At 44.5% G+C, this 23,222-nt stretch carries 25 protein-coding genes and 1 other RNA gene; 13 read left to right on the top strand and 13 right to left on the bottom strand.

Going from position 1 to position 23,222, the window contains the following annotated elements; translation table 11 throughout:
* Nucleotides 1-6: 6 nt before the first annotated feature.
* The 3 genes from A8709_RS23835 to A8709_RS23825 form a co-directional block, all read right to left on the bottom strand.
* Complete coding sequence (locus A8709_RS23835) at nucleotides 7-240, bottom strand: ferredoxin (protein ID WP_028556576.1); 234 nt, start codon at nucleotides 238-240, stop codon at nucleotides 7-9.
* A gap of 67 nt (nucleotides 241-307) precedes the next feature.
* Nucleotides 308-811 (bottom strand): molybdopterin-guanine dinucleotide biosynthesis protein B, encoded by a 504-nt coding sequence (gene mobB, locus A8709_RS23830; RefSeq protein WP_065857312.1) that lies wholly within the window; start codon nucleotides 809-811, stop codon nucleotides 308-310.
* A gap of 6 nt (nucleotides 812-817) precedes the next feature.
* Nucleotides 818-2,119, bottom strand: a complete 1,302-nt coding sequence (locus A8709_RS23825; RefSeq protein WP_279615891.1) for a DNA polymerase IV — start codon at nucleotides 2,117-2,119, stop codon at nucleotides 818-820.
* Between the two features lie 237 nt (nucleotides 2,120-2,356).
* On the opposite strand from A8709_RS23825, the gene cimA reads away from it, so the two are divergent.
* A complete protein-coding gene (cimA, locus tag A8709_RS23820; protein ID WP_065855839.1) occupies nucleotides 2,357-3,976 on the top strand; it encodes a citramalate synthase in 1,620 nt (539 codons plus the stop codon).
* A gap of 53 nt (nucleotides 3,977-4,029) precedes the next feature.
* On the opposite strand, the gene A8709_RS23815 is transcribed toward cimA, so the two are convergent.
* The gene (locus A8709_RS23815; RefSeq protein ID WP_065855837.1) at nucleotides 4,030-4,563 is read right to left on the bottom strand and encodes a TlpA family protein disulfide reductase; all 534 of its coding nucleotides are present in this window, start codon (nucleotides 4,561-4,563) and stop codon (nucleotides 4,030-4,032) included.
* A 112-nt stretch (nucleotides 4,564-4,675) separates the two neighbouring features.
* Here A8709_RS23815 and A8709_RS23810 point away from each other — a divergent pair, with 112 nt between their 5' ends.
* Together A8709_RS23810 and A8709_RS23805 are read left to right on the top strand one after the other, a co-directional pair.
* Nucleotides 4,676-5,995, top strand: a complete 1,320-nt coding sequence (locus tag A8709_RS23810) for an MFS transporter (protein ID WP_084225369.1) — start codon at nucleotides 4,676-4,678, stop codon at nucleotides 5,993-5,995.
* A 43-nt stretch (nucleotides 5,996-6,038) separates the two neighbouring features.
* Nucleotides 6,039-6,482, top strand: a complete 444-nt coding sequence (locus A8709_RS23805; protein ID WP_065855836.1) for a M67 family metallopeptidase — start codon at nucleotides 6,039-6,041, stop codon at nucleotides 6,480-6,482.
* Here the strand turns inward: A8709_RS23805 and A8709_RS23800 are convergent.
* Genes A8709_RS23800 through A8709_RS23790 form a run of 3 tightly spaced genes read right to left on the bottom strand, consistent with a single transcriptional unit; the run spans nucleotide 6,476 to nucleotide 9,769 of the window.
* The gene (locus tag A8709_RS23800) at nucleotides 6,476-7,210 is read right to left on the bottom strand and encodes an exonuclease domain-containing protein (protein ID WP_065855834.1); all 735 of its coding nucleotides are present in this window, start codon (nucleotides 7,208-7,210) and stop codon (nucleotides 6,476-6,478) included. The genes A8709_RS23805 and A8709_RS23800 overlap by 7 nt on opposite strands.
* A gap of 51 nt (nucleotides 7,211-7,261) precedes the next feature.
* On the bottom strand, nucleotides 7,262-8,344 hold the full coding sequence (locus A8709_RS23795) for a DUF294 nucleotidyltransferase-like domain-containing protein (protein WP_065855832.1): 1,083 nt from the start codon (nucleotides 8,342-8,344) through the stop codon (nucleotides 7,262-7,264).
* 39 nt (nucleotides 8,345-8,383) lie between these two features.
* Complete coding sequence (locus A8709_RS23790) at nucleotides 8,384-9,769, bottom strand: ammonium transporter (RefSeq protein ID WP_065855830.1); 1,386 nt, start codon at nucleotides 9,767-9,769, stop codon at nucleotides 8,384-8,386.
* 306 nt (nucleotides 9,770-10,075) lie between these two features.
* Here A8709_RS23790 and A8709_RS23785 point away from each other — a divergent pair, with 306 nt between their 5' ends.
* Together A8709_RS23785 and A8709_RS23780 are read left to right on the top strand one after the other, a co-directional pair.
* Entirely contained in the window at nucleotides 10,076-10,516 is a 441-nt protein-coding gene (locus tag A8709_RS23785) for a helix-turn-helix domain-containing protein (RefSeq protein WP_065855828.1), read from the top strand.
* 21 nt (nucleotides 10,517-10,537) lie between these two features.
* The gene (locus A8709_RS23780) at nucleotides 10,538-11,227 is read left to right on the top strand and encodes a zinc metallopeptidase (RefSeq protein WP_065855826.1); all 690 of its coding nucleotides are present in this window, start codon (nucleotides 10,538-10,540) and stop codon (nucleotides 11,225-11,227) included.
* Between the two features lie 65 nt (nucleotides 11,228-11,292).
* On the opposite strand, the gene gltC is transcribed toward A8709_RS23780, so the two are convergent.
* Nucleotides 11,293-12,177, bottom strand: coding sequence for a glutamate biosynthesis transcriptional regulator GltC (gltC, locus tag A8709_RS23775; RefSeq protein ID WP_065855825.1), 885 nt, complete (start codon nucleotides 12,175-12,177; stop codon nucleotides 11,293-11,295).
* A 157-nt stretch (nucleotides 12,178-12,334) separates the two neighbouring features.
* Between gltC and tpx the strand changes: the two genes are divergently transcribed.
* Entirely contained in the window at nucleotides 12,335-12,853 is a 519-nt protein-coding gene (gene tpx, locus A8709_RS23770; RefSeq protein WP_065855823.1) for a thiol peroxidase, read from the top strand.
* Nucleotides 12,854-12,925: 72 nt separating this feature from the next.
* Here tpx and A8709_RS23765 read toward each other — a convergent pair whose 3' ends face one another.
* Together A8709_RS23765 and A8709_RS23760 are read right to left on the bottom strand one after the other, a co-directional pair.
* Nucleotides 12,926-13,315, bottom strand: coding sequence for a DUF1499 domain-containing protein (locus A8709_RS23765; protein WP_065855821.1), 390 nt, complete (start codon nucleotides 13,313-13,315; stop codon nucleotides 12,926-12,928).
* A gap of 145 nt (nucleotides 13,316-13,460) precedes the next feature.
* A complete protein-coding gene (locus A8709_RS23760; RefSeq protein ID WP_065855819.1) occupies nucleotides 13,461-14,810 on the bottom strand; it encodes an Nramp family divalent metal transporter in 1,350 nt (449 codons plus the stop codon).
* Between the two features lie 302 nt (nucleotides 14,811-15,112).
* On the opposite strand from A8709_RS23760, the gene xylB reads away from it, so the two are divergent.
* Nucleotides 15,113-16,660, top strand: coding sequence for a xylulokinase (gene xylB, locus A8709_RS23755; RefSeq protein ID WP_341833437.1), 1,548 nt, complete (start codon nucleotides 15,113-15,115; stop codon nucleotides 16,658-16,660).
* Between the two features lie 202 nt (nucleotides 16,661-16,862).
* Here xylB and ssrS read toward each other — a convergent pair.
* Together ssrS and A8709_RS23745 are read right to left on the bottom strand one after the other, a co-directional pair.
* A non-coding RNA gene (ssrS, locus tag A8709_RS23750) (6S RNA) lies at nucleotides 16,863-17,044 on the bottom strand.
* Nucleotides 17,045-17,093: 49 nt separating this feature from the next.
* Complete coding sequence (locus A8709_RS23745) at nucleotides 17,094-17,945, bottom strand: YesL family protein (protein WP_065855815.1); 852 nt, start codon at nucleotides 17,943-17,945, stop codon at nucleotides 17,094-17,096.
* Nucleotides 17,946-18,152: 207 nt separating this feature from the next.
* On the opposite strand from A8709_RS23745, the gene A8709_RS35255 reads away from it, so the two are divergent.
* Nucleotides 18,153-18,239, top strand: coding sequence for a sporulation protein YjcZ (locus A8709_RS35255; RefSeq protein WP_141692673.1), 87 nt, complete (start codon nucleotides 18,153-18,155; stop codon nucleotides 18,237-18,239).
* A 64-nt stretch (nucleotides 18,240-18,303) separates the two neighbouring features.
* Here the strand turns inward: A8709_RS35255 and cshA are convergent, their stop codons facing one another.
* Complete coding sequence (cshA, locus tag A8709_RS23740; protein WP_065855813.1) at nucleotides 18,304-19,932, bottom strand: degradosome RNA helicase CshA; 1,629 nt, start codon at nucleotides 19,930-19,932, stop codon at nucleotides 18,304-18,306.
* Nucleotides 19,933-20,217: 285 nt separating this feature from the next.
* Between cshA and A8709_RS23735 the strand changes: the two genes are divergently transcribed.
* The 5 genes from A8709_RS23735 to A8709_RS23715 all read left to right on the top strand — a co-directional run bounded on the left by A8709_RS23735 (nucleotide 20,218) and on the right by A8709_RS23715 (nucleotide 23,157).
* A complete protein-coding gene (locus A8709_RS23735; RefSeq protein ID WP_065855811.1) occupies nucleotides 20,218-20,754 on the top strand; it encodes a DUF4178 domain-containing protein in 537 nt (178 codons plus the stop codon).
* 56 nt (nucleotides 20,755-20,810) lie between these two features.
* Nucleotides 20,811-21,500 carry a DUF4247 domain-containing protein gene (locus tag A8709_RS23730; protein ID WP_065855809.1) on the top strand — a complete coding sequence of 230 codons (690 nt, stop codon included), beginning with the start codon at nucleotides 20,811-20,813 and terminating at the stop codon, nucleotides 21,498-21,500.
* Nucleotides 21,501-21,651: 151 nt separating this feature from the next.
* Nucleotides 21,652-22,473, top strand: a complete 822-nt coding sequence (locus A8709_RS23725) for a YitT family protein (RefSeq protein ID WP_065855807.1) — start codon at nucleotides 21,652-21,654, stop codon at nucleotides 22,471-22,473.
* Between the two features lie 167 nt (nucleotides 22,474-22,640).
* Nucleotides 22,641-22,799, top strand: a complete 159-nt coding sequence (locus A8709_RS23720) for a hypothetical protein (RefSeq protein ID WP_397340150.1) — start codon at nucleotides 22,641-22,643, stop codon at nucleotides 22,797-22,799.
* A 124-nt stretch (nucleotides 22,800-22,923) separates the two neighbouring features.
* Nucleotides 22,924-23,157 carry a Sec-independent protein translocase subunit TatA/TatB gene (locus A8709_RS23715; RefSeq protein WP_065855805.1) on the top strand — a complete coding sequence of 78 codons (234 nt, stop codon included), beginning with the start codon at nucleotides 22,924-22,926 and terminating at the stop codon, nucleotides 23,155-23,157.
* The last annotated feature ends 65 nt before the right edge of the window (nucleotides 23,158-23,222 follow it).

Below are 23,222 nucleotides of genomic sequence, written 5' to 3'. Positions count from 1 at the left end.
TGATGATTAGCTGAAAGGTGAATCTGCAACTTTAATGGAGTCAGTTGGGCAGCCATCTTGTGCATCTTGTAGATCATCGAAAAGATCTTCAGGAATTTCAGTTACCCCTTTGTTACCATCACCATCAAAAATTACTTCTGCCAAACCTTCATCGTCGTAATCATAGATATCTGGAGCTGTAGCTCCGCAAGCGCCGCAAGCGATGCAAGTATCTTTATCAACAAATGTATACTTAGCCATGTTCTCTACTCCTCCTCATTTGTTCCTCAATGTAAAATATAATATAAATACGGACAAAGTTCAAACCTTAATATGAACAATTCACAAAATAGTACTCAATAAAGTCTGCAATACCCTGGATATCATCCAAATCAAACCAAGGCTGCGCAGCATCATTTCCCAATATATGCAAATTCGTTGCAACTGCAATGGGATCGGGCACCTGTTCTTTAATTAATTCTTGTTGCTCTAGTGTACGATATACCGCAATCTTTGGATGCTTTTCCTTCTTAAATCCTTCAATAAAAATATAATCCAGATGTGCATACACTAGTAATTGCTCTTCTAGACTAGCCTCCGCCTTCTGTTCATAGATATGAACGGCACAAGGAGAGAGAGTGACGACAACATCCGCACCCGCTTGGACGAAAGCCGTGGAATCGGCGCCTTCCGCTTCTTTATAGTGTCCATGTGCATCGTGTTTCATTACCGCAATTCGGTGGCCGCGTTGCTTCATTTCCACGACCAGCTTCGCGACCAAGGTTGTCTTCCCGCTATTGGAATAGCCTGCAAAGCCCAAGCAATGCGCCATGTTCACTCACTCTCCCTCTTCTTTATGCAAAGGATTGTTGCGCAAATGGTCCATTTGCAGCGACGTCCCTCTCGCTTTATGATTGCGAATTAACGAAGAGGGATCATCACTCATCATCCCCGCAGTAAGAATTGCACCTTCACCAAACTTATCACGAAGTCCGTCCATCACGCGGTTCAAATTCTCTCTTTTTGGTTGTTTCTCATAATCAAATAAATCGAGCTGTACATACGTATCTTCTTTGCTCGTTAAATTTTGCAGTGTAATTCCCAGCAATCTTACCGGATTACCGCCTTCCCATTGATGATCGTATAACTGACAAGAAGTCCGATAGATATCATCCATGTGCTCAGTAGGTGCACCGAGAGTGAGTGATCTCGTTATTGTCCGCATTTCAGGATCTCGAATCGTTATTTGAATCGTAGAAGCCATAAGCTCTTGCTTCCGCAGCCTTCTCGCTACCTGATCCGCCAAATTCAGAAGAACACGATGAATCTCGATGCGATCCGTATAATCCCGCGGCAAGGTCGTCGTATGGCCAATCGACTTGCTCTGCTCTTGCTCTGGATTTACGGGAGAAGGGTCAATTCCATTAGCCGAACGCTTTAATTGGACGCCAAGAATACCAAAATGCTTAGTCAACAACGCGTCGTCACCCACTGCTAGCTGTCCTAACGTATGGATACCAAGCCTCGTCAGTTTTTCTGCCGTCTTTTTCCCGATACCATATAAATAATGGCAAGGCTTATCCCCAAACACTACGGGCACATCCCTCAGACGCAAAACGGTGATTCCATTCGGTTTCTTCATATCTGAACCCATCTTCGCAAGCAGCTTATTCGGTGCAACGCCAATGGAACATGGAAGACTCAATTCTTGCATAATCTTAATCTGGATACTGTTAGCGATCTCTAGCGGCGTCCCAAATTGCTTGGATCCTGTGATATCTACAAAGCATTCATCGATAGACATAGATTCTACCATCGGTGAATATCCATAGACTATCTGCATGAACCTTCTAGAGAAATTACGATAGAGATCAAAGTCAGGTTTGATTAGGATTAAATCCGGGCATATTTTCATAGCTTGCCTAACTTGCATACCTGTCTTGATCCCCATGTTGCGCGCTGCATAAGATGAAGTAACAATGATCCCCCTGCGAAGCTCAACACTGCCCGCTACTGCAATTGGTTTTCCTTTGTATATTTCAGGCTCAACCGCCTCATGAACCGAACAATAGAATGCATTCATATCTATATGTAAAATGACCCGACCTTGCTTGGGATAATGATGCTCAACCGACACCACAGGCCTTCCCTCCCAGCGAATTTGAATCAGATTTATGTGCCTTCTAATCGAGTGAAACATATGTTTGCTTAGATGTCAAAAAAATAATCGTTCATACGAACACAATTTTGCGTTATGATGTCTTTACCTGATCTTTTATGTTATAATCGTAAATTATACATTAGCGCTTTAAAGCAAGCGAACTCGCTTACACATGAGACACCGAAGTCAATTTGCTAGCTTTTGAAGGAGGAACCCATGCCAACATCAGTCAAAATCTTCGACACCACCCTACGAGACGGAACACAAGGAGAAGGAATCTCCCTATCCGTCGAGGATAAAATTAAAATCGCCCGTAAGCTCGACGAGCTTGGGGTTCATTATATTGAAGGCGGATGGCCGGGCAGCAATAGCAAAGACATTGAATTCTTTGAGCGGGCTCGCACGATGACATTTACGAATGCCAAAATCACCGCTTTCGGCAGCACAAGACGGAAAGATTCCATTGCTGCGGATGACATCAACTTAAACAGACTCGTGGAGTCTGGGGCTAGTGTCGCTACGATTTTCGGAAAGTCATGGGACTTTCATGTAACAACGGCTATTCAAACCACACTGGAAGAAAACTTGAATATGATTTATGACTCTGTTCGTTTTCTAAAAAGCAAAGGAATGGAAGTCATTTATGATGCCGAGCATTTCTTCGATGGCTACAAAAACAACCCTGACTATGCGCTGCAAACGATCAAAAAAGCACAAGATGCCGGTGCGGATTGGATTGTGCTTTGCGACACCAACGGCGGCTCCTTGCCGAATGAAATCACAGCTATCGTAACTACCGTTACGCAGAACGTAACAACACCCGTGGGAATTCACGCCCATAATGATTGCGAATTAGGTGTTGCCAACTCCCTCGCGGCCGTACAAGCCGGTGCTAGACAAGTGCAAGGAACGATTAACGGTTATGGCGAACGCTGCGGGAACGCTAACCTGAGCTCGATCATCCCTAACTTACAATTAAAGCTTAACTATGACGTCATTTCTGCAGATAAATTGAAAACATTAACATCCGTTTCGAGATATATCAGCGAAATCGCTAACATGCATATGCCAGCTAACCAACCGTATGTGGGCAATGCTGCTTTTGCTCACAAAGGCGGGATCCACGTCTCAGCGATTTTAAAAGATGCAACTACTTACGAACACACCAAACCTGAACTTGTTGGAAATAAACAACGCGTACTTGTATCTGAGCTAGCAGGTCAGAGCAATGTATTGGTGAAAGCTCAGGAACTGAATCTTGATTTCAATAAAGATGCACAGAAAACCAAAGAAGTCATCGAGAAGATCAAGGATCTCGAGCACCAAGGGTATCAATTCGAAGGCGCTGACGCTACACTTGAGCTATTGCTTCGTGAAGCTTTTGAAGGACTTGAAGAAATTTTTACACTGGAATCCTTCAAAATGCTCGTTGAGAAAACATCCAATCACGCCGTTGTCTCCGAGGCGATCGTCAAAGTCAAGGTTCATGGGGAAACGATTTACACCGCGGCAGAAGGCAACGGGCCTGTCAATGCCTTGGATAATGCGTTACGGAAGGCACTTATCCAATACTATCCGGATATCAAAAATGTTCATCTCTCTGATTATAAAGTGCGCGTGTTGGATGAAAAAGATGCGACTGCCGGCAAGGTTCGTGTTTTGATGGAATCCACAGACTTTAATTCCTCTTGGAACACACTCGGTGTTTCTAGCAACATCATTGAAGCAAGCTGGTATGCACTTGTCGACAGCTTGCGTTATGCGCTCATCAGCCGCCAACGGGTTGAGCCCGCAAACAAAGACCAACAAGAACGTTTAGGTTTAGTAAATCACTAAAATAATCACAAAAAAGCTGTAAGAGAATGCCGCGAGGCTCTCCTACAGCTTTTTTATTCCTTCAGCAGACTCGCCATCTTCTTGTCGAGGTCTTTCGGCGAAAGCACGTGAATGATTTCGCGTATAACACCATTTTTATCAATAAGAAAGCTTGTCGGGATGGCAATTACATTATAATTGTCTGCATTCGTTCCCTGTTTATCCAACAATACCGGGAAAGGATAATGGTATGTCTCAACGAATTTTTTGATATTATCCATTTTATCCCCTGGCGTCACATTCACCGCGTAAAGATCGAACTTCCCTTGATATTTGTTATACAAATTAACAAGATCAGGCGCTTCTTCTTCACACGGCCCACACCAGGAGGCCCAGAAATTCACAAACATCGGTTTGTCATGAGGCCCGCCCACCGTGTATTCCTTGCCATCCAATCCTTGTAAGGTAAAAGAAGGCGCTAAGAAATTCACTTTGGCCGCTTCTTCCGTCGGCATCAAGGTTTGTTTATTTTCATGTCGTACATTTTGATAAATCGCAAAGCCCGCCAATAAGACGACGAAAGCGATCACGATGAGATTCTTCTTCACATCATCAACCTCCACTCCCTCTATATTATCTCCAATCTGCCGAAAATTCCAACATCACCATACCTAAGTATGCTTTCGTCCAAATGGGGATAAAGTAAACCTAATCTTTGCGATGAAAGGAATTGTTCTGATGAAAGAGGCCGTCCTCAAAAAAGGGAAATCCCCCCGTAATAAGATGTCGTTCGACGAACACGAAGAGGGTTCCACAAAAAAAGAATCGAAGTCTGGGGGACAAGCCAGCATCTGGCAATATATCGCACTTGCCACGATTCCATTAGTCCTAGTGCTTGGTAACTCCATGCTCGTCCCTATCCTCCCGGTTATGCAGGATAAATTGAACATTTCGAGGTTCCAGAGCTCGCTTGTGATCACGCTTTTTTCACTTACAGCAGGCATTATCATTCCGGTTTCCGGTTATTTATCCGATCGTTTCACACGTAAAGCGGTGATCATCCCTTCCCTTATCGTGTATGGCGCCGCAGGCGTTCTAGCAGGGCTTGGAGCCGTCTGGAGCTCGTACCCGATACTTATAGCCGCTCGAGCTATCCAAGGTCTTGGCGCGGCAGGAACAGCCCCTATTGCCATGGCTTTAGTCGGCGACATTTATAAAGGCCCCAAAGCAAGCAAAGCCCTCGGTCTCATCGAAGCTTCCAATGGCATTGGGAAAGTCGTAAGCCCCATATTAGGCTCCCTGCTTGCATTAATGACGTGGTTCGCCCCCTTTTTCGCGTTCCCCGTCTTCTGTTTACTAGCACTGTTAGCTGTTATTTTCATGATCAAAGAACCAGCCAAAGAGAAAGAAGCGGAACCGCTCAAGCAATATTTACAACAAATCAAAACCATCCTAAAAAGCAAAGGACACTGGCTGGTACCCGCATTTTTCGCCGGCTCCATCACATTATTCATCTTGTTCGGCGTGCTATTCTATCTCTCGCAAATCTTAGAAGAAAAACCGTATAACATCGAAGGTGTGCGCAAAGGGCTCATCCTAGCCATCCCCTTGCTGTGCCTCGTCATTACCTCCTATACCACAGGGGCAAAAATCAAACAAAATGGCACGCTTATGCGCTGGCTGATGAACATCGGTCTCATATTGATGATTGTCTCACTCACGTTAGCTACCTTCTTAAACGGTAACCTCTATGTCTTCATTGGACTTTTATCCATTAGCGGTGTCGGAACTGGCCTTCTTCTCCCATGCCTAAATACACTCATAACCGGATCGGTTGAGCGTGAGCAGCGCGGGATGATAACTTCTCTTTATAACAGCTTACGCTTCATAGGCGTCGCTTTCGGTCCTCCTTTATTCGGATGGCTTATGAGTATTTCGCATAAAACGCTCTTCATTTCCGTAGCTTCCTTATCCCTGCTCATGCTTGTTTTGGTGTTCTTCTTCATTAAGCCAAAGGCAGAATTGAAACAGCAAACATGATATACTAACCTCATTCTATGCTTTAAAAAGGGGTGAGCGCCGCGTGATTGTACATCTGAATCAACGTCTATACGACGAAATACTCTCGTACAGCACGCGTATGCTCCCTTATGAAGCATGCGGCATCCTCCTCGGAGAATCCGATCCAACCCACGAGAAGCACACCTATAAGGAAATTCTTCGTGCAACTAACTTTATTCCTTTTCGCAATCACGCTAAGGATCCCACCCACCAATTCCTCATTAATCCCATTGATATGCTTCCTTATTTATCCCAAACCTCCCATCCCATCATGGGTATTTTCCATTCGCATCCAACCGCAGCCCCGATCCCTTCTGCTGAAGATCTCCGAACACTTTGGCATACAGTTCCAACCCACTGGATCCTGTCGTTACAGCAGCCTGATAAGCCAGATCTTCAAGTCTATCAACTAAAAAAAACCACCACGACCACTTATCACAAACTTTCGTTTGTCATCGGTCAATGATGGCTTAGCAGCGCATATAAATCACCCAGTGTATCTACATCTCTTGCTCTAATTTCTTCCATGAATCGAGACCATAACAGCGCCGTCATCATCGCATCTTCTAAAGCATGATGACGTACCGTAACAGGTATATCATAGGCATGCAGCAAAGAGTCCAAGCTTAAGTTTTTCCGTTTGGGCATCAGCCACTTGGCAATCATCATAATATCTAACACACGATGCGATAAGCTAACTTTCGACGTCCGCCACAAAGCTGAGTTCAAAAAGTTCTTATCATGTCCAATGGCATGTGCAACGAGAATTTTCTGCTGAACGAATTCCAAGAAATCACTGAGCACATTAATTAGATCTGGCGCTTCACCCACCATTTCATTCGTAATGCCCGTTAGCTTCACAATTTCATCAGGAATTTTCCGTTTTGGATTTACCATTTTATAGAAAGTATCCTGAGTCTGTACTTCACCGCCAATAACGGAAACAGCACCGAACGAAATAATTTCATCACCGTTATAAGGAGAGAAGCCTGTCGTTTCAAGATCAAACACAACGATTTCCATCGAGTGAAGGGGAATTTCAAATAAGGAATCCTTCCGCTGCTCCTTCAACATCGACCGAATAAACGCCATTTGCTGCGCACTCTGCGCATCAAACATGGAAGTAAGGGCTGGCGTCAAACCGCCCATTTTGTATAAATGCCACATTCGGCCTGCAGGACGCATATCTTTCATTCGAGTCACCTCTCCCTACAACATAAAACATGTTTTCCGATTCCGATCGTGCTAACCTTTTTCTCTCTCTATGTGTGATTCTATGGATTTGCTCACATACTTTTGCAATTCCATTCCCGTACGCAAACATTGTTTAAGAGCCGCGCGCGTTTCCTTGGTCAATTGCTCAGCAGTCAACTTCCCTCTCGTCGTATATTTCTCATCTTCCAGTTGGAAGGGTGTCATGTCCCTTAATCTTAACGCAACAGCAAATGACCATTCCCAATCCGCTGCTAACTGCTCTGATACTACAGCATTCATTCGTAGCTGCTGGATACGCTCCACCGTTGAAGTGGCTTGAATACCTGCTTGAATAGCTAATAGCCGAATCCCATTCACAATCGGAATATACGCACCATATTTGATATCTACTCCACCGGCATCTTCACCGTAGCGTTCCGTAATGAGATGTCCAAATATCCCTAACGATATTTTGTGATGCAGCGTATTCGATAACAAGTACTTCAATACCGATGGATTCTCATGTACATATGCCAGGAACGCTTGCTTCAGCTTTATGACTAACTCATTAGAACCGTACATACAACGCATATCCGCCATGATGAGGAGATACCGTACATTTTCCCAATCTGGTTCCAAAAACCAACCCATCATCATGTCCGTATAACTGGTCAATGATTTACGCCACTGCGGGTTACTCGAAATTACATTCCCTTCACAAGGCGGATAACCAAGAATATCCAAACCACGAAGAATATACGATGCCAACCTATCAAAATAAGCATCTAATTGCTCTTGCGTATGACTTTCGCTCTCTTCATAAATAAGTCCATTATCCTGATCACTCCAAAGGGTCTGTTCCCTTCTCCCACCACTGCCTAGTAAAACAAAAGCATAAGCAACCGGCGGCTTACCATATCCCTCATCCTCAAGTAACTGTTCGGCTAGTAAGACCGTTCTCTGAATCAGCGCATCATGCACTTGATTGATCAGTTGACCAATTTCGGGTGTATAGGAAAAAAGGAGATGCTCCCGAAACATCTCATGCACCTGATCTCTGGTAATTCGCATCTCATCGAATTGCTCCGATTGTTCAATGCGTTCCAGGATCCGTTCCATTGAGAGATGATTCATGTTGCATCCCCTTTGCTCTAGTAGAAAGAATATGTGTTGTTAAACGGACACGCCGTTTTGAGCTGCTTTTTTCATTTGTTCTGGGTATCCATATGAACCGTGCTCAGATAGATCCAGACCAATGATTTCTTCTTCTTCCGTTACACGAAGACCGATTGTTGCTTTCATGATGCCAAGAATAATGAAGGAAAGAACAAGTACGAAAGCTAGAGCTCCGAATACACCCAGCGCTTGAACACCTAATTGGTGGAAGCCACCGCCGTAGAATAAACCTGCACCACCGACACCAACCTTAGCGGAAAGCTCAGGTGTTGCGAATAAACCAGTGGAAAGCGTACCCCAGATACCAGCGATACCATGTACTGAGAAAGCATAGATTGGATCGTCGATTCCAGCTCTTTCGAACCATTGTGCTGTGAAGAATGTCACGATACCAGCAACAGCACCGATAACAATTGCAGCCCATGCATCTACGAAGGCACATGCTGCAGTGATGGCAACAAGCGCAGCCAGAACACCATTCAACATGCTAGGAATATCTGCTTTACCAAAATACATCCAAGAGATAATTAACGCAGCTACAGCACCTGCCGCAGCAGCCATATTCGTTGTTAATGCGATATAGCCGAAGAACCCATCACCCATTGCACTTAGTGTACTACCTGGGTTGAAGCCGAACCAACCGATCCAAAGGATGATAACACCGAGGACGGATAATACTTGGTTGTGACCTGGAATCAAGTTTGGCGTTTTATCTTTATTATATTTGCCTATACGTGGTTTAAGCAAGATGGTTGCCACCAATGCCGCTGTAGCACCTTGTAAATGAACTACGGTTGAACCCGCGAAATCTTGCATGCCCAATTTGCTCAACCAGCCGCCGCCCCATACCCAGTGCGCTACGATTGGATAGATAACAACTGTGAACAAAATTCCGAAGATGAAGTATACCGGAAGCTTCGCTCTTTCTGCAAAACCGCCCCAAGCGATAGCAAGGGATACACCAGCGAAAGCGAGTTGGAATAAGAATTTAATACCGATTGGAACATCAGAGAAGGAAAGTGATCCAAATGCCGCACTAGCTTGATCTTCAAGACCTGTTACGAAGAAACCCGTTTCTCCGAAGAAGGCATTACCATCACCGAAGGCAAATCCGAAACCTACAGCCCAGAAAGCAATCGCGCATAATCCGAAAGTTAAAATCGTTTTACCGGCTACGTGACCGGCATTTTTCATTCTAGTTGACCCCGCTTCTAAAAGTGCAAAACCAGCTTGCATGAAGATGACTAAGATTGCTGCCAACATAACCCATACTGCGTCAATTGCACTTTGAAGTTGCGGTGCTGTCGCATCATCTGCTGCAAATGCGAGAGTAGGGAACAGTAATGACATAACGCCGAAAGCTAACAACAATTTCTTAACCATACGACCACTTCCTTTAATGTTAGATTAAGTAACATGTAATGAAACTCTTAATGTCATTATATACAGGATATTTGGGTTTGACAATAGGATTTTCGTTAAATAATTGAAAAACGCGAAAAATAACCTGACATGAAACAGGCATAATTCGTGTTTCACCTCATAGTAAGAGCAAAAACATCGAATTTACACCTTTATCCAATGTCAGCTTTTCGAAGCGTCACGTTTGACTGTACGGTTTGTAATCAGTTATCATGTGTATATATAGAAGAAAGAAATTCAAACCATTGGAGTAGAGGTGAATTTAGCATGGGGAATGAGAAGCTTTATAAAATTGGTGAACTCGCGAAGCTTGCCGACGTCAGCCCTCGAACCATTGATTACTACACCAAGCTGAGCTTAATCGAACCCGAGAAACGATCGGATACTAACTATCGACTATACAGCGATGAAACCTTGCATCGTCTCAAGCGTATTGAATCAATGAAGAACGAGAAATATAGCCTAGAAGAAATCAAAGTCAACTTGCAGCAATGGAGCAAAGTGTCCTCCGACGTTACCGTGACAGATAAGCTTACATCTATACAGCTTCATCTTGAACAGTTAATGAAGGAAGCCAAGGAACTAAGCCCCCATATCCAGCATTTAAAGCCTAAGCAACTAAAAAAGCTGTACCACATCCTTACTCAACCTACAGCAGCTTGTATCGAAGCGCTCATAGTTCTTCTAGGTAAAAATCCGTTCTCATAATGACTTACGGAGGAGTGCCCTATGTTTTTTCACCCGATGGATATTCTGATTATTATTGCATTCGCCTTATCAATGTGGGCTTCATTCCGCGTGCGAGGCACTTTCAACAAGTGGTCTACTGTACCGGTATACTCTCGGATGACAGGCGCCGAAGCGGCTAGACGCATGTTAGATGCAAATGGCCTCTATAACGTAGCGGTTGAAGCCGTCCCTGGGACGCTGACCGACCACTACGACCCTACTTCTCGAACCGTTCGTCTATCTGAGCCCGTTTATCACCAGAGCTCCATCTCAGCCGTGTCCGTTGCTTGTCATGAAGTGGGGCATGCCATCCAGCATCAAGTGCACTATCCGATGCTTGTCGCAAGGCACAAAATGTTCCCAGCCGTTAATTTCGCTTCCGGCGTCGCACCATTCCTGATCATTGCCGGCTTCATCTTTCAACAGATCCCTTTTCTTCTAACGCTCGGCATCATTTTCTTCGCTGCAGCCGTGTTATTCCAGTTGGTGACACTGCCCGTCGAGTTTAATGCAAGTTCAAGAGCACGCAATGAGATGATTGCACAGGGTTTCATTTCTAATGAAGAAGAGCGTGGAGTTGCCAAAGTATTAAACGCCGCCGCTTTAACCTATGTAGCCGCTGCATTAATCTCTGTCCTTGAGCTTCTGAAATACATTATGATTTCCAATAGCCGCAATAATGACAATTAACGAAAAAGCTCTTCCCAGCATAGATGCCGCGGCACCTGCAGGAAGAGCTTTTCTCATTCTTTATCTCATTTAAAATATTCGTAAAGAAAACGTCGGAACACTTCCGCCACCAGCGGCAGCTTCACATCTTTACGGCAGATCAAGCCAACCGTTCGGGTAACCTGAGGATCCGTCACACGAATTTTAACAGGCTGCATCTTGCCGCTTTCCAATAAGGCCATCGATGGCAGCAAGCTCACACCCATCCCTGCCGCAACTAGACCGCGAATGGTATCTGTCTCTTCGCCCTCAAATTCAATCTTCGGAACAAAGCCCGCCTTAAGACAAGCCTCCATCACGATTGTTCGCAGCGTATATTCTTCGCTAAACATAACAAAAGGTTCATTTTTCAATTGCTCAAGTCGAATCGACGTATAGTCAGCAAGGATATGATCCGAAGGGATGATTGCAAACAACTCTTCAGTAAGTAAAATTTCTCCGGATACATGGTCATGAGATTCTGGAAAAGGCGAAATAAACGCGAGATCAATCTCCCCCTTGGAGACATCTCGGATTAAGGATGTATACGTTCCTTGACGTAATCTAAACTTCACATTTGGGTGATTTTTCTTAAAAGCCGCAATCACAGCTGGAAGTAAATTGATTACTAAGCTATGCGGGAAGCCAATTCGGATTTCCCCTGCTTCTGGATCGAGAAATTCATGAATTTCTCCTACCGCGCGTTCTAGATCCGTCAGAATTCCTTCCACACGGCTTAGGAACAAATGACCCACAGAGGTCAAATGTAAATTACGCCCCTTTTGGACAAACAAATCCACACCTAACTCTTCCTCGAGCATATGGATCTGCCGACTTACAGCAGACTGTGCCACATGCAACTCTTCGGCCGCTTGCGTCACGTGCTGCTTCCTTGCTACCTTCACAAAATATTGTAATTGTCTTAATTCCACGTAAATAAATCCCCCGACATAACGGCATGATGACGAAACAAATCTAATCTTCGCTTCCGATTATAGCGCTATCGTAACGATTGGACAACCGATCTTCAAAAAGCTTATAATAAGTAAGTTGTTATTTAGCATGGATAAATAAGGAGGAAAACATTCAATGGCACAAGAACGTACTGGCGTTGCTACCCTGAAAAGCAATCCAATCACTTTAGTAGGTCCCGAAATTAAAGTAGGTGACAAAGCTCCTGACTTCAAAGTTAACAAAGATTTGATGACGCAAGTTTCCCTTGCTGATTACGCTGGCAAAGTGAAATTGATCTCCGTCGTTCCTTCCTTGGATACAGGCGTTTGTGATGCACAAACACGTCGCTTCAACGAAGAAGCTGCTGGCCTAGGTGAGAATGTTGCTGTTCTTACAATTTCGGTTGATCTTCCGTTCGCACAAGCTCGCTGGTGTGGCGCTGCAGGCATCGACAAAGTTATCACGTTGTCTGATTACAAAACAAAATCTTTTGGTGAAGCTTACGGCGTATTGATCAAAGAAATTCAACTCGACATGCGCGCTATTTTCGTAATCGACGCTAATGACACTGTTCAATACGTTGAATACCTTGGCGAAATGACAGCTCACCCGAACTACGAAGCTGCTGTAGAAGCTGTTAAGAAATTAGTTTAATCAAAGTCAAACATATAGAAGCCTATATGTAAAATAAAACAGCAAGGAGGCCAAGCTTCCCTGCTGTTTTTGCTATCCATCAATTTTATATGAAGCAAGCTTTCGATCTAATTGTTTATAAATATCTAAAATTGTACGGTAATTGGAACCGAGATCTCCCATTGAACCACGTGAAGCCGAATAAATATCTACCGCTGTTTTCACTGGATTGATCGCAAATAACGTTAATGTCACGTCTTGCGTTCTCCCCGTCATCGTTCTGCGTTCTGCAAGAATTTCCCCTACATTCGGAACTTCGTGAAGAAGCTTGTACCCTGGCGTTTTTTTCAATACAGCCGTTACCTCTTCCCAGACTTGCTCTTTAGGAAGCTTAAAATATCTAGTTTTAAGTAAAGGATCTTTGGCTTTCTCCCCTGTTGTTTCATGACTACGTACTAATCCGATTAAGGTTCTCTTTAGCAAAAGCCTTTTCCCCCTTCAATGAAGTGCATGTAGACCACTTGCCGTTTCAACACTATTCTCTATAATACCATTGTTTAGGCTTTAGAAAAAGAGGTAAATACAAAATCGGAGGATCTCTCCCCCGATTTTATCGCGTCACTATGCATTATTTCCCAAAAAAAGTACTGTATAACAGATAGACGTTCAACCCTGCGATCACGATCGCTACAAACCAACTCAGAATCGCCATCCACTTCGGTGTTACAAGCTCCCCCATCTTCTTACGATCAGAAGTAAAGGTCACAAGCGGGATTACTGCAAAGGAAAGCTGCAAGGACAAAATAACCTGGCTGAGTATCAATAGATCAGTTGCCCCGCTTTCCCCGTACATCCCAATCACGATAACAGCAGGCACGATGGCGATTAGACGAGTAATTAAGCGACGCAGCCAAGGCGTAAGTCGAATGTTCAGAAAACCTTCCATTACTATCTGCCCAGCGAGTGTGCCAGTAAGGGTCGAATTTTGACCTGAGGCTAGTAACGCGACAGCGAATAAAATACTTGCAGCACCCGTGCCCAGCATAGGCCCTAACAGATGGTAGGCATCTTGGATTTCCGCGACTTCTTTCCCTGCGGAATGAAAGGCAGCTGCTGAAAGAATGAGAATCGCCGCGTTTACGAATAAGGCTAACATTAAGGCAACCGTCGAATCGATAGTCGAGAACTTAATGGCTTCTTTTTTTGCTTGTATGGTTGGTTCGATTTTGCGTGTTTGAACAATGGATGAGTGCAAATACAAATTGTGCGGCATGACCGTCGCTCCTAGAATACCAAGCGCAATATATAACATCGCTGGATTCGTTACAATTTCTGCTCTTGGGATAAACCCTGCAGCGACAGCAGCAAATTCAGGTCTTGAGAAAATGAGTTCCATGATGAAACAGACCATAATGACTACAATTAAACTAATTACCATTGCTTCAATGTAACGGAAGCCTTTCTTCTGAAGCAAGAGCACCAAGAGCACATCAAGTGAGGTCAGAATAACACCGTAAATGAGTGGTATTCCAAATAAGAGTTGTAAGGCAATCGCGGCGCCAATGACTTCCGCTAGGTCACAGGCAGCGATGGCCAGCTCACACAGAATCCACAAGCCGAAAGAAACAGGTTTACTGTAGTGATCTCGACACGCTTGCGCCAAATCTCGCCCCGTCACAATACCAAGGCGGCCAGCTAGCGCTTGTAAGAGAATGGCCATTAAATTCGAAATTAATATAACAGAAAGGAGTGTATATCCAAATTGTGATCCACCAGCTAAATCTGTTGCCCAGTTTCCTGGATCCATATATCCGACTGCTACAAGATAACCAGGTCCCACGAAAGCTAGAAGCTTACGGAAAAACCCTGCTTTCTTCGGCACTTTCATACTGTGATGCACTTCAGGCAAACTTGGCATGGAGGAGTTCTTCTTCCATCCTGTCGGATCCTGATCAGGCTTTTCTATTGCAATTCCCATCGCTTCTACCTTCTTTCACAAGACCAATAATGTTGTTCTAGGGAAACATTTATCTAGAGTATACTACATATCCCTATCTTATGCTATAGGCAAACAATTATGTGCATACGAAATTTTTTTTCCCTAGGGAAAGTTTTTAGACAAGTTTTTACATGCACCAAGACCCTTCCTATTTCCTATAAAAAAAATGACAAAAAAAGAAGGATATTCGATTAGGTCAACGAATAGTATGAGATAGTTACCTTTGTATATTCAATAAACAAACAAAGAATTTCCAGACAACTACATCACATTGAAAAAGGATGAACTTCATGACTTATTTTATGGGCTTGGATTTAGGCACTTCCGCAATTAAATGCATTCTCGTGGATGAAGCCGGCACCGTTATTGGTACACATTCTGTAGAATATCCCCTTCAACAACCGCATCCAGGTTGGGCTGAGCAGCATCCCGAAGACTGGTGGAACGGCACGGTCGCGGGTATACGCGGACTGTTGGCTAGTACTGGCGTCGCAGGCGAAGCCGTCGCGGGTATTGGCTTCTCCGGCCAGATGCACGGCTCGGTGTTCCTTGACGAGGCGCAGCAGGTCATCCGGCCTGCGCTGCTCTGGTGCGACCAGCGCACCGCGGAGCAGTGCGCCTACATCGAGGCGACCGTCGGCGAAGCCGAGCTCGGCCGCCTCACAGGCAATCGGGCGCTGACCGGCTTCACCGCGCCCAAGCTGCTCTGGCTCCGGCAGCATGAGCCGGAGCATTACGCTCGCGTTCGGCATCTGCTGCTGCCGAAGGACTACGTCAGGCTGCGCCTGACGGGTGCGTTCGGCATGGACATGGCCGACGCCAGCGGCACGCTGCTGCTCGATGTAGCCCATCGCAGCTGGTCACAAACCGTTGCCGAGCGGTTAGAGATCCCGCTCGAGTGGCTGCCGCCGCTCTATGAGTCCGGCGACATTGCCGGGCATCTGCTGCCGGAGGCAGCCGCGCTGACCGGGCTAGCCGCTGGCACGCCGATCGTGGTCGGCGGCGGCGACCAAGCCTGCGGCGCCGTAGGGGTTGGTGTCGTCCGCCAAGGCATCGCCTCGGTGGCGCTCGGTACGTCCGGTGTCGTCTTCGTCCACGACGACACCTACCAAGTGGATGAAGCGTACCGGCTTCATTCTTTCTGTCACGGCGTGCCAGGCAAATGGCATCGCATGGGGGTTATGCTCGCAGCTGGCGGCTCCTTCCAGTGGTGGCGCAACCACTTTGCTAGCGAAGAGCTAGCGCAAGCTCAAGCCGAAGGCAAGGACGTCTATGAAATCCTGACGGCCGAAGCAGCCACAGCTCCTCTCGGCAGCGAAGGCTTGTTGTTCCTGCCCTACTTATCCGGTGAGCGTACGCCTCATCCCGATCCGAAGGCACGCGGCGCTTTCATTGGCTTAAATATGAGACACAGCAAAGCGCATTTGACCCGATCTGTTCTGGAAGGCATTACTTTCGGCTTGCGTGATTCCATGGAACTCATCCGTGAATCTGGTATCGAAGTTACTGAGCTTCGTGTCAACGGTGGCGGTGCTCGCAGTCCCTTCTGGCGTCAAATGATCGCTGATATCTTTGGTATCCCTGTTGTGACTGTCAATTCAACTGACGGTCCCGCATATGGCGCAGCGATCATGGCCGCATCAGGTGTGACACAAACTGACATCACAAAGTTGTGTGAAGATTGGATTCACGTGACGGATCGCGTCGAACCTAACCCTGCCAATCAGCGCAAGTATGAGTCATATTATCAAGTTTATCGCAGCCTATACCCTACGCTGCAAAGTACCTTCCATCAGCTAACTGATCTCGCGGAGCAAACGGAAGCTTAATTGATTTTATGTCGTAGATTTCTTTAAGCCGATGAGAAAAACTTCTATCGAAGTCCTTCGAGGATGTGCGACCGCGTTTTATAGGTAGTTTTTATCACCAATTATCAAGACGTTTTCGGGAACCGAAAAGTTATACGTTCTAATGTGCTAACAAAAAAAGAGGTTGAGCAGGAGAATACCTGTTCAACCTCTTTTTTTATCGAAGAAACCCGCCTATGCCGTCCGGTTTTGGTGCTTCAAACCCGCTCTCGCAGGTGGGTGTCCGCAGACGTGTATTTGAGGTCCCCTTTCGAGGGCATGTCAGCCACACTTCAATATAGGTCTCCCTAGAAACAGTCATTGGTTTAAAACAACTTAAAACCGTTACGAGCATCGCAGGATTCTTCTGTTTTCTTATTATAGATCCTACCACGCTGATAATCAACTGGCAGGATTAGTCTTTAGTCTTGTCATTCTCATCTTTTTTATTCAAGCTAATCGGAGTAACGTTAGAATCAGCGTCATCACGCTCATGATCAGCCGCAATGCCTTCGCCCTCTTCAGCCAGTTCAGCCTCAGCTAAACGTTGTTGCTCCTTCTCTTCTAGCTCTTGCTGTTTCGTTTGGATCTTCGTAAAGCTACGGTTAAACTGCCAGAATGAGAATGTCGCCACAATGGCTCCCATGAAGAATACAACTAAAAAGAAATTAAACTTCGTTAAACAAATGTAGACAATAACAGCATTACATATGAGCAAAACAATAGAGTTAATCGGATTACCAATTGTGATCAGAATCGAATTCTTAACGATTTGGAAAATTTTCATGTGTAGATGAACGATAATCGAGAAGAAATTAAATAACGCAATCGTCATGATAACCGTGAACGCAATAAACAGGACAGCAAGCACGCGCAATGAACTGCCTTGCTTTAAGTAGAAGAAGTAATTCACTGCAATAATGACATAAATGAGAACAAAGAAAATACCGCCCAACATACTTTGAAGGTAGTTATCTTTGTATCCGCGGAAAAACGTTTTTAACAAAGGAACATCTTCTTCTCCCGTCACCCATTTCCTAGCTACTGCGAACATCGCTGTTGTTGCTGGAAATAAAGTAAACGGTGCCAAAACTGCAAGAATCGGAAGCGTAGCTTTCAGCGCGTCCGGCGTTTGACTTACCATCCCCATAAAGAGGAAAAAGAATACCGGAATTGAGCATACCAGCCAAAGCAAATTAATAACGGAGAACCGCATAATCCACTCCGATATTCTGTACAGTCCTCCCATAACTCCCTTAAACTCCAAAACTGCTTCCTCCTTAGCGTTTCCATCCGGAAACTTTCTACGTTGTTTGTGTGCATATGACTATAAGCTTGCCTTATTTGAATATGTTCTTAATTATAGCCTATTTTTCAACATATAGGTAGACGTCTAGTCGTTCTAGGTTCTAATACATACTATAATATTGTCTAATCGCACCACCCCCACATCTTTATCCAGGAGGTTGATACTATGTCACATGCAGTTGGAACATCCGCGGGTGCAATCTTGGTTCTTTTCATCTTATTAGTTATCATCACTAGCTCTTTTGTACTCTAATCTATATAGAGATTGGTGAAAAGGCGGAGATCCCTCGGGATCTCCGCCTTTTTAGTGGTACGATTTATTTGTTAACTAGTGTGTCTTCACTTTTGCGCGGAGCACGGGAACGATCACGGTTTCCGGAATTGTTGCTTCCGTACTCACGGTTTCTGGAGGAAGAACTGCTTCCACCTTCTCTGTTTGAACCGTAATCACGGCTATCTTTACGTGGGTAACGGGAGTTCGAGCTGCTGGAGCTTCCAGCACCTGATCCACCATATCCGCCACCACCTTGACGGCGATCTCCTGAACCTGATCCGCCTGAACCAGAGCCATATCCGCCACCAACGCGACGACCTGAGCTGCGAACATCGAACTTTTTCTTTCTTGCACGAATCGGATCTTCCGGCGTCAATTCGATGTTAAGATCTTTCTTGTCGCCTGTAAGAAGCTTCATTGCAGCGGAAAGCAAGTTAACGGAATCATATTGCTCTAACATTTGAATAGCTAGGCCTTTAAATTCTTGATGCTCTTCTTTTTGAAGCATATCCAAAATGCGCTCAGCCGTCATTTTTTGTTTGCCTTCAACTGCTTCAGCTACACTTGGTAATGGTTTTTTGTTGATTTTATGACGAGTAACCTTCTCGATGAAGTGAAGGTGATCGATTTCTCTTGGCGTTACGAAAGTCCAAGCTGTACCTTCTTTACCAGCACGACCTGTACGGCCGATACGGTGAACGTAGCTTTCTGGATCTTGCGGAAGGTCAAAGTTGATTACGTGAGTAACACCAGATACGTCTAGTCCACGCGCAGCAACGTCAGTTGCTACAAGAACATCAATACTGCCGTCACGGAATTTTCTCATAACGTTATCACGTTGATTCTGAGACAAGTCACCATGTAAGCCTTCAGCTGCATAGCCTCTTTTTTGAAGAGCTTCTGCCAATTCATCAACCCGGCGCTTTGTACGACCGAAGATGATTGCAAGGTCTGGAGCTTCCATGTCGATCAAACGGCTAAGAGCTTCAAACTTTTGTTTCTCATGCAACTCGATGTAAGCTTGCTCGATCAATGGAGCGCTAACTTGTTTAGGAATAACCGAAACGTGCTCTGGGTTCGTAAGGAATTGTTGCGCCAATTTTTGAATGTTCGTTGGCATTGTAGCCGAGAACAACATCGTGTGACGTTCTGCTGGAACTAGTTTAAGGATGGATTGGATATCATCCATGAAGCCCATATCAAGCATTTCATCCGCTTCATCCAAAATAACCGTTTGAACATCATCAAGCTTGATTGTTTTGCGGTTAATATGATCAAGAAGACGTCCTGGCGTACCAATAATGATTTGTGGTTTCTTTTTCAAAGCGCGAATTTGTTTCACGATATCCTGTCCACCGTAAATTGGCAAAGAACGAATGCCTTTGAAACGGCCGAGTTTTTCAATCTCTTCCGCAACCTGGATGGCAAGTTCCCGTGTTGGACACATGATCAAAGCCGAAATGCGCTCTTCTTTTACATTGATTTTGTTCACTAAAGGAATACCGAAAGCTGCTGTTTTCCCCGTTCCCGTTTGTGCTTGCCCGATCAAATCACGGCCTTCCATGGCCAATGGTATTGTTTTCTCTTGGATTGGTGTGGACTCTTCAAAGCCCATTTCTGTAATCGCACGTAATACCGATGCGTCTAAACCAAACTCCTGAAATGTTTTCAAATAAATTCAATCTCCTTTTGTACAGGGCAGGCTAATGCCTTGTATCTTTTTTACCCTTAAGTACGACTTCCTATCCGTCTCTATAGTTTCTTGGTGGAATACACTTTCGATTCTCATCTTCCATGATCCAACTGGCCGCCCTTAAGAACATCTAAAATATTATAGCACAGTTAATACGTACATTGCCAGTGGCTACTTTATCCCATTTGTAACGAAACCATATGAATAAGTAACTCGTATTAAAGGGGAGAACAATAAAACGGAACCGAGCAGAGGAGAGTTATCATGTCCATTTTCAAACGTGTCAGCAATATCCTTCGTAGTCAAAAAGAAGTACCCACACCCGCAACTACAGGCAATCCCCTAGAAGATTCACGCGTTGGCGATATCGTTAATGTCGACTTAGAGGAATATGTTATTTCCGGTAAGGTCGTGTATTTTGACCGCGGCTTTGCTCCACATCGATATGCTTATTATCTACAAAGCGGCAAAAATATTCAGTGTTTGATTGTGGAAAAAGGCAGAACCTACGACTGTTTCTTATGCAGCTTTATTGAAGGTTCCCTCGATGATCCTAATGATGTCCCTACTCGATTAGAGTTAGATGGTGATGTTACATTCGACTTGGAGTTTCATCGTAACGATGTTTCAAAAACGGAAGGCAATACGGATTTCCGCAGTGGTGATGACATCATTTTCTGGCGCTATTTTGGGCCTGATCAACGGTTTTTCTTCCTCCAATGGCAGGATGGTAAATTCATTGCCTTAGAAGGCGAACGCACACCTGGCAATCAAATCAAATTTTTAAAATCGACGCTTTAGACAGACCATGATATCATGAATGTGATATCGGTTTTCGAAAGGAGGACTTCACAATAATGAAGAGATGGACTTCATGGCTTTCTTTCATCGTAATTATCGCTCTTCTAACGGCATGTGGTGCCGATGCGGGTAAATATATTCGAGATGAGTATCCCTTAGTTAGTGTTGACGGTAAGGGAAGCAATATGTCGAAGGTGTATGCGGTTGAAGGCAAAAACGTGCCAACCGTCGCTAACGAGCTTGCTGCCAAAGAAAAACCCAAAGAGAAGAGTAAAGAATCCGAGGATCAGATGTTCCTTGTGTATCAGGACAAGGTAATCAACCTTCAGAAGGATCCCAGCGATAATAAAAATACATTAGTACAACTCGATAGTATTGAGTATGCGAAGTCTCACTATGACTCCTCATTCTTGCAAGGATATCTAACCGCAACACTCCTTCAATCCATATTTGGCGGAGGTTGGTCTAATAATCGTGGTACATATGATTACCGCGGTTATACCCAAACACCGAATTATAAAGCAGGAACAGGAACAACTACTTCACCAACAACGGACTCATCTAAGGATAAAACGCCAACAACCTCGAATCGAACAGGCGGTTTCACAAGCGGCGCCGCGAATCCGAGCTCTGGAAGCAGTTCAACAACCCGTAAGAACGATGGATCGACGCCGAACAAGGTAACGAAACCATCGACAAGTAAGCCAAGCACATCGAAGAAGACCGGCTCCTTTAAACGCCGCTAAATCGTTCAAACCAAAAGCTGTTGTCCCGCACATGGGCACAGCTTTTTTTATACTTCACCTTCAATTAACCACTGGTTAAATAAATATTGCAGTTTTGTAAGAATGAATTATACTTGCAATATGCTGCATACTATTTTAGAGGTGATTTGTTTTGAAAAAGGCGCTAGATGCTCTTATCATTTTAGTTGGCGCACTGCTTGTCGCAGTCGGCTTCAATATGTTTCTCATTCCCCATCAACTTCTTAGCGGCGGCGTATCGGGTATCGCCATGATTATTGGTTATTTCACAAATTATAACATCGGGTTTCTCTATTTACTGTTTAACATGCCTTTAATGATTTGGGGACTTATCTCCATTGGGCGTCGCTTCATTATGATTAGTGTAGTATCGGTCGTGCTAACTACTTGGCTCATGCAAATTATTCCTACCAACTATGTTGCTCAGGATCCTATGCTCGGCGCTGTTTTTGGCGGCGTACTGATTGGCATCGGCAGCGGGATTACACTTCGCATTGGCGGCTCCAGCGGCGGATTCGACATTGTTGGTCTCATTTTAACCCGCAAATATGATTTTCCTCTGGGAACAATACTTTCTGGGATGAACGGTATTGTTATCGTTGCACTTGGTTATTTTAAAGATAACTGGGACTTAGCCCTATTCTCCATGCTAGCTATTTTCATTAGTGGAAAAACCGTTGATTCCATACATATCCGCCATATTAAAGTTACCGCCTTCATCGTCACGAAGCATAAGGAAGCCATTATTAACAAATTGCTCATGATACCACGCGGCGTTACTTTGATTAAAACGGAAGGAGCCTATACGAAACAGCAGCACGATATGCTTATGACTGTTACAACGAGGTATGAGCTCGTCGAATTAAAACGAATTATTAAGGAGATTGACCCGAAAGCGTTCGTGAATATTGTAGAAACTGTGGGTGTCGTTGGAGAATTTAGAAAGCCCAAATAAGAAAACGTGCGAAGTGCCCCTTTATTCCGGTTTGAATTGTGTTATAATGAATGTAATTTCATATAGTTCTGGTTTTCAGCGATGGTAGGTTCAGGCGTAGTTCTTATTCTAATCTTCTGATTGGAAGGGTGATGCTTGTGGAGACAGTCAAATTATCCAGGATTGTAATGAAATTAACGCCCGAGTTGTATCCCTCTTTAACCAGCAATGAGTTGGAATCCGAGATCGTGCTACGGTTCGGTATAGAGGCACTCGCAGCGGAAGATGTCATGGAAATTATTCAATTCAGTATTTCGGAACATCATAAGGACACCCTGTACCATTGAGGGTGTCTTTTTTTGCATCCCTTTACCTTATAGAGTTATTAAAATTGTAATAAATAGGCTATATAGGTTATGATAAGACCATGGTATAATGAAGCTAACATAAATTTTACTGGAGGTGTCTGGAATGGGAGCTTTATCTCCTTGGCACATCATACTTATTGCGATTGTTGCCCTTTTATTGTTTGGGCCGAATAAACTGCCTGAGCTTGGTCGTGGTTTTGGCAAAATGTTTCGTGAATTCAAAGATGCAACAAACGGCAACAGCAGCAATTCTTCAACGGATGATCAACCGTCGATTGCACGCAAAGAAATTAATCCTGATGTAGCAAGCAGTGACGCAGGACAAGTTAATAAGTAAGATTTTGACACTCGGAAGCGAAAGCCTTCGGGTGTTTTCTTTTTCTTTTTTCCACTGACGCAACC

The sequence above is a fragment of the Paenibacillus pectinilyticus genome (assembly GCF_001700435.1).
Taxonomy (GTDB): domain Bacteria; phylum Bacillota; class Bacilli; order Paenibacillales; family NBRC-103111; genus Paenibacillus_E; species Paenibacillus_E pectinilyticus.
The sequence above is the reverse complement of the archived record's forward strand: the minus strand, read 5'-3'. Positions and strand labels throughout refer to the sequence as shown.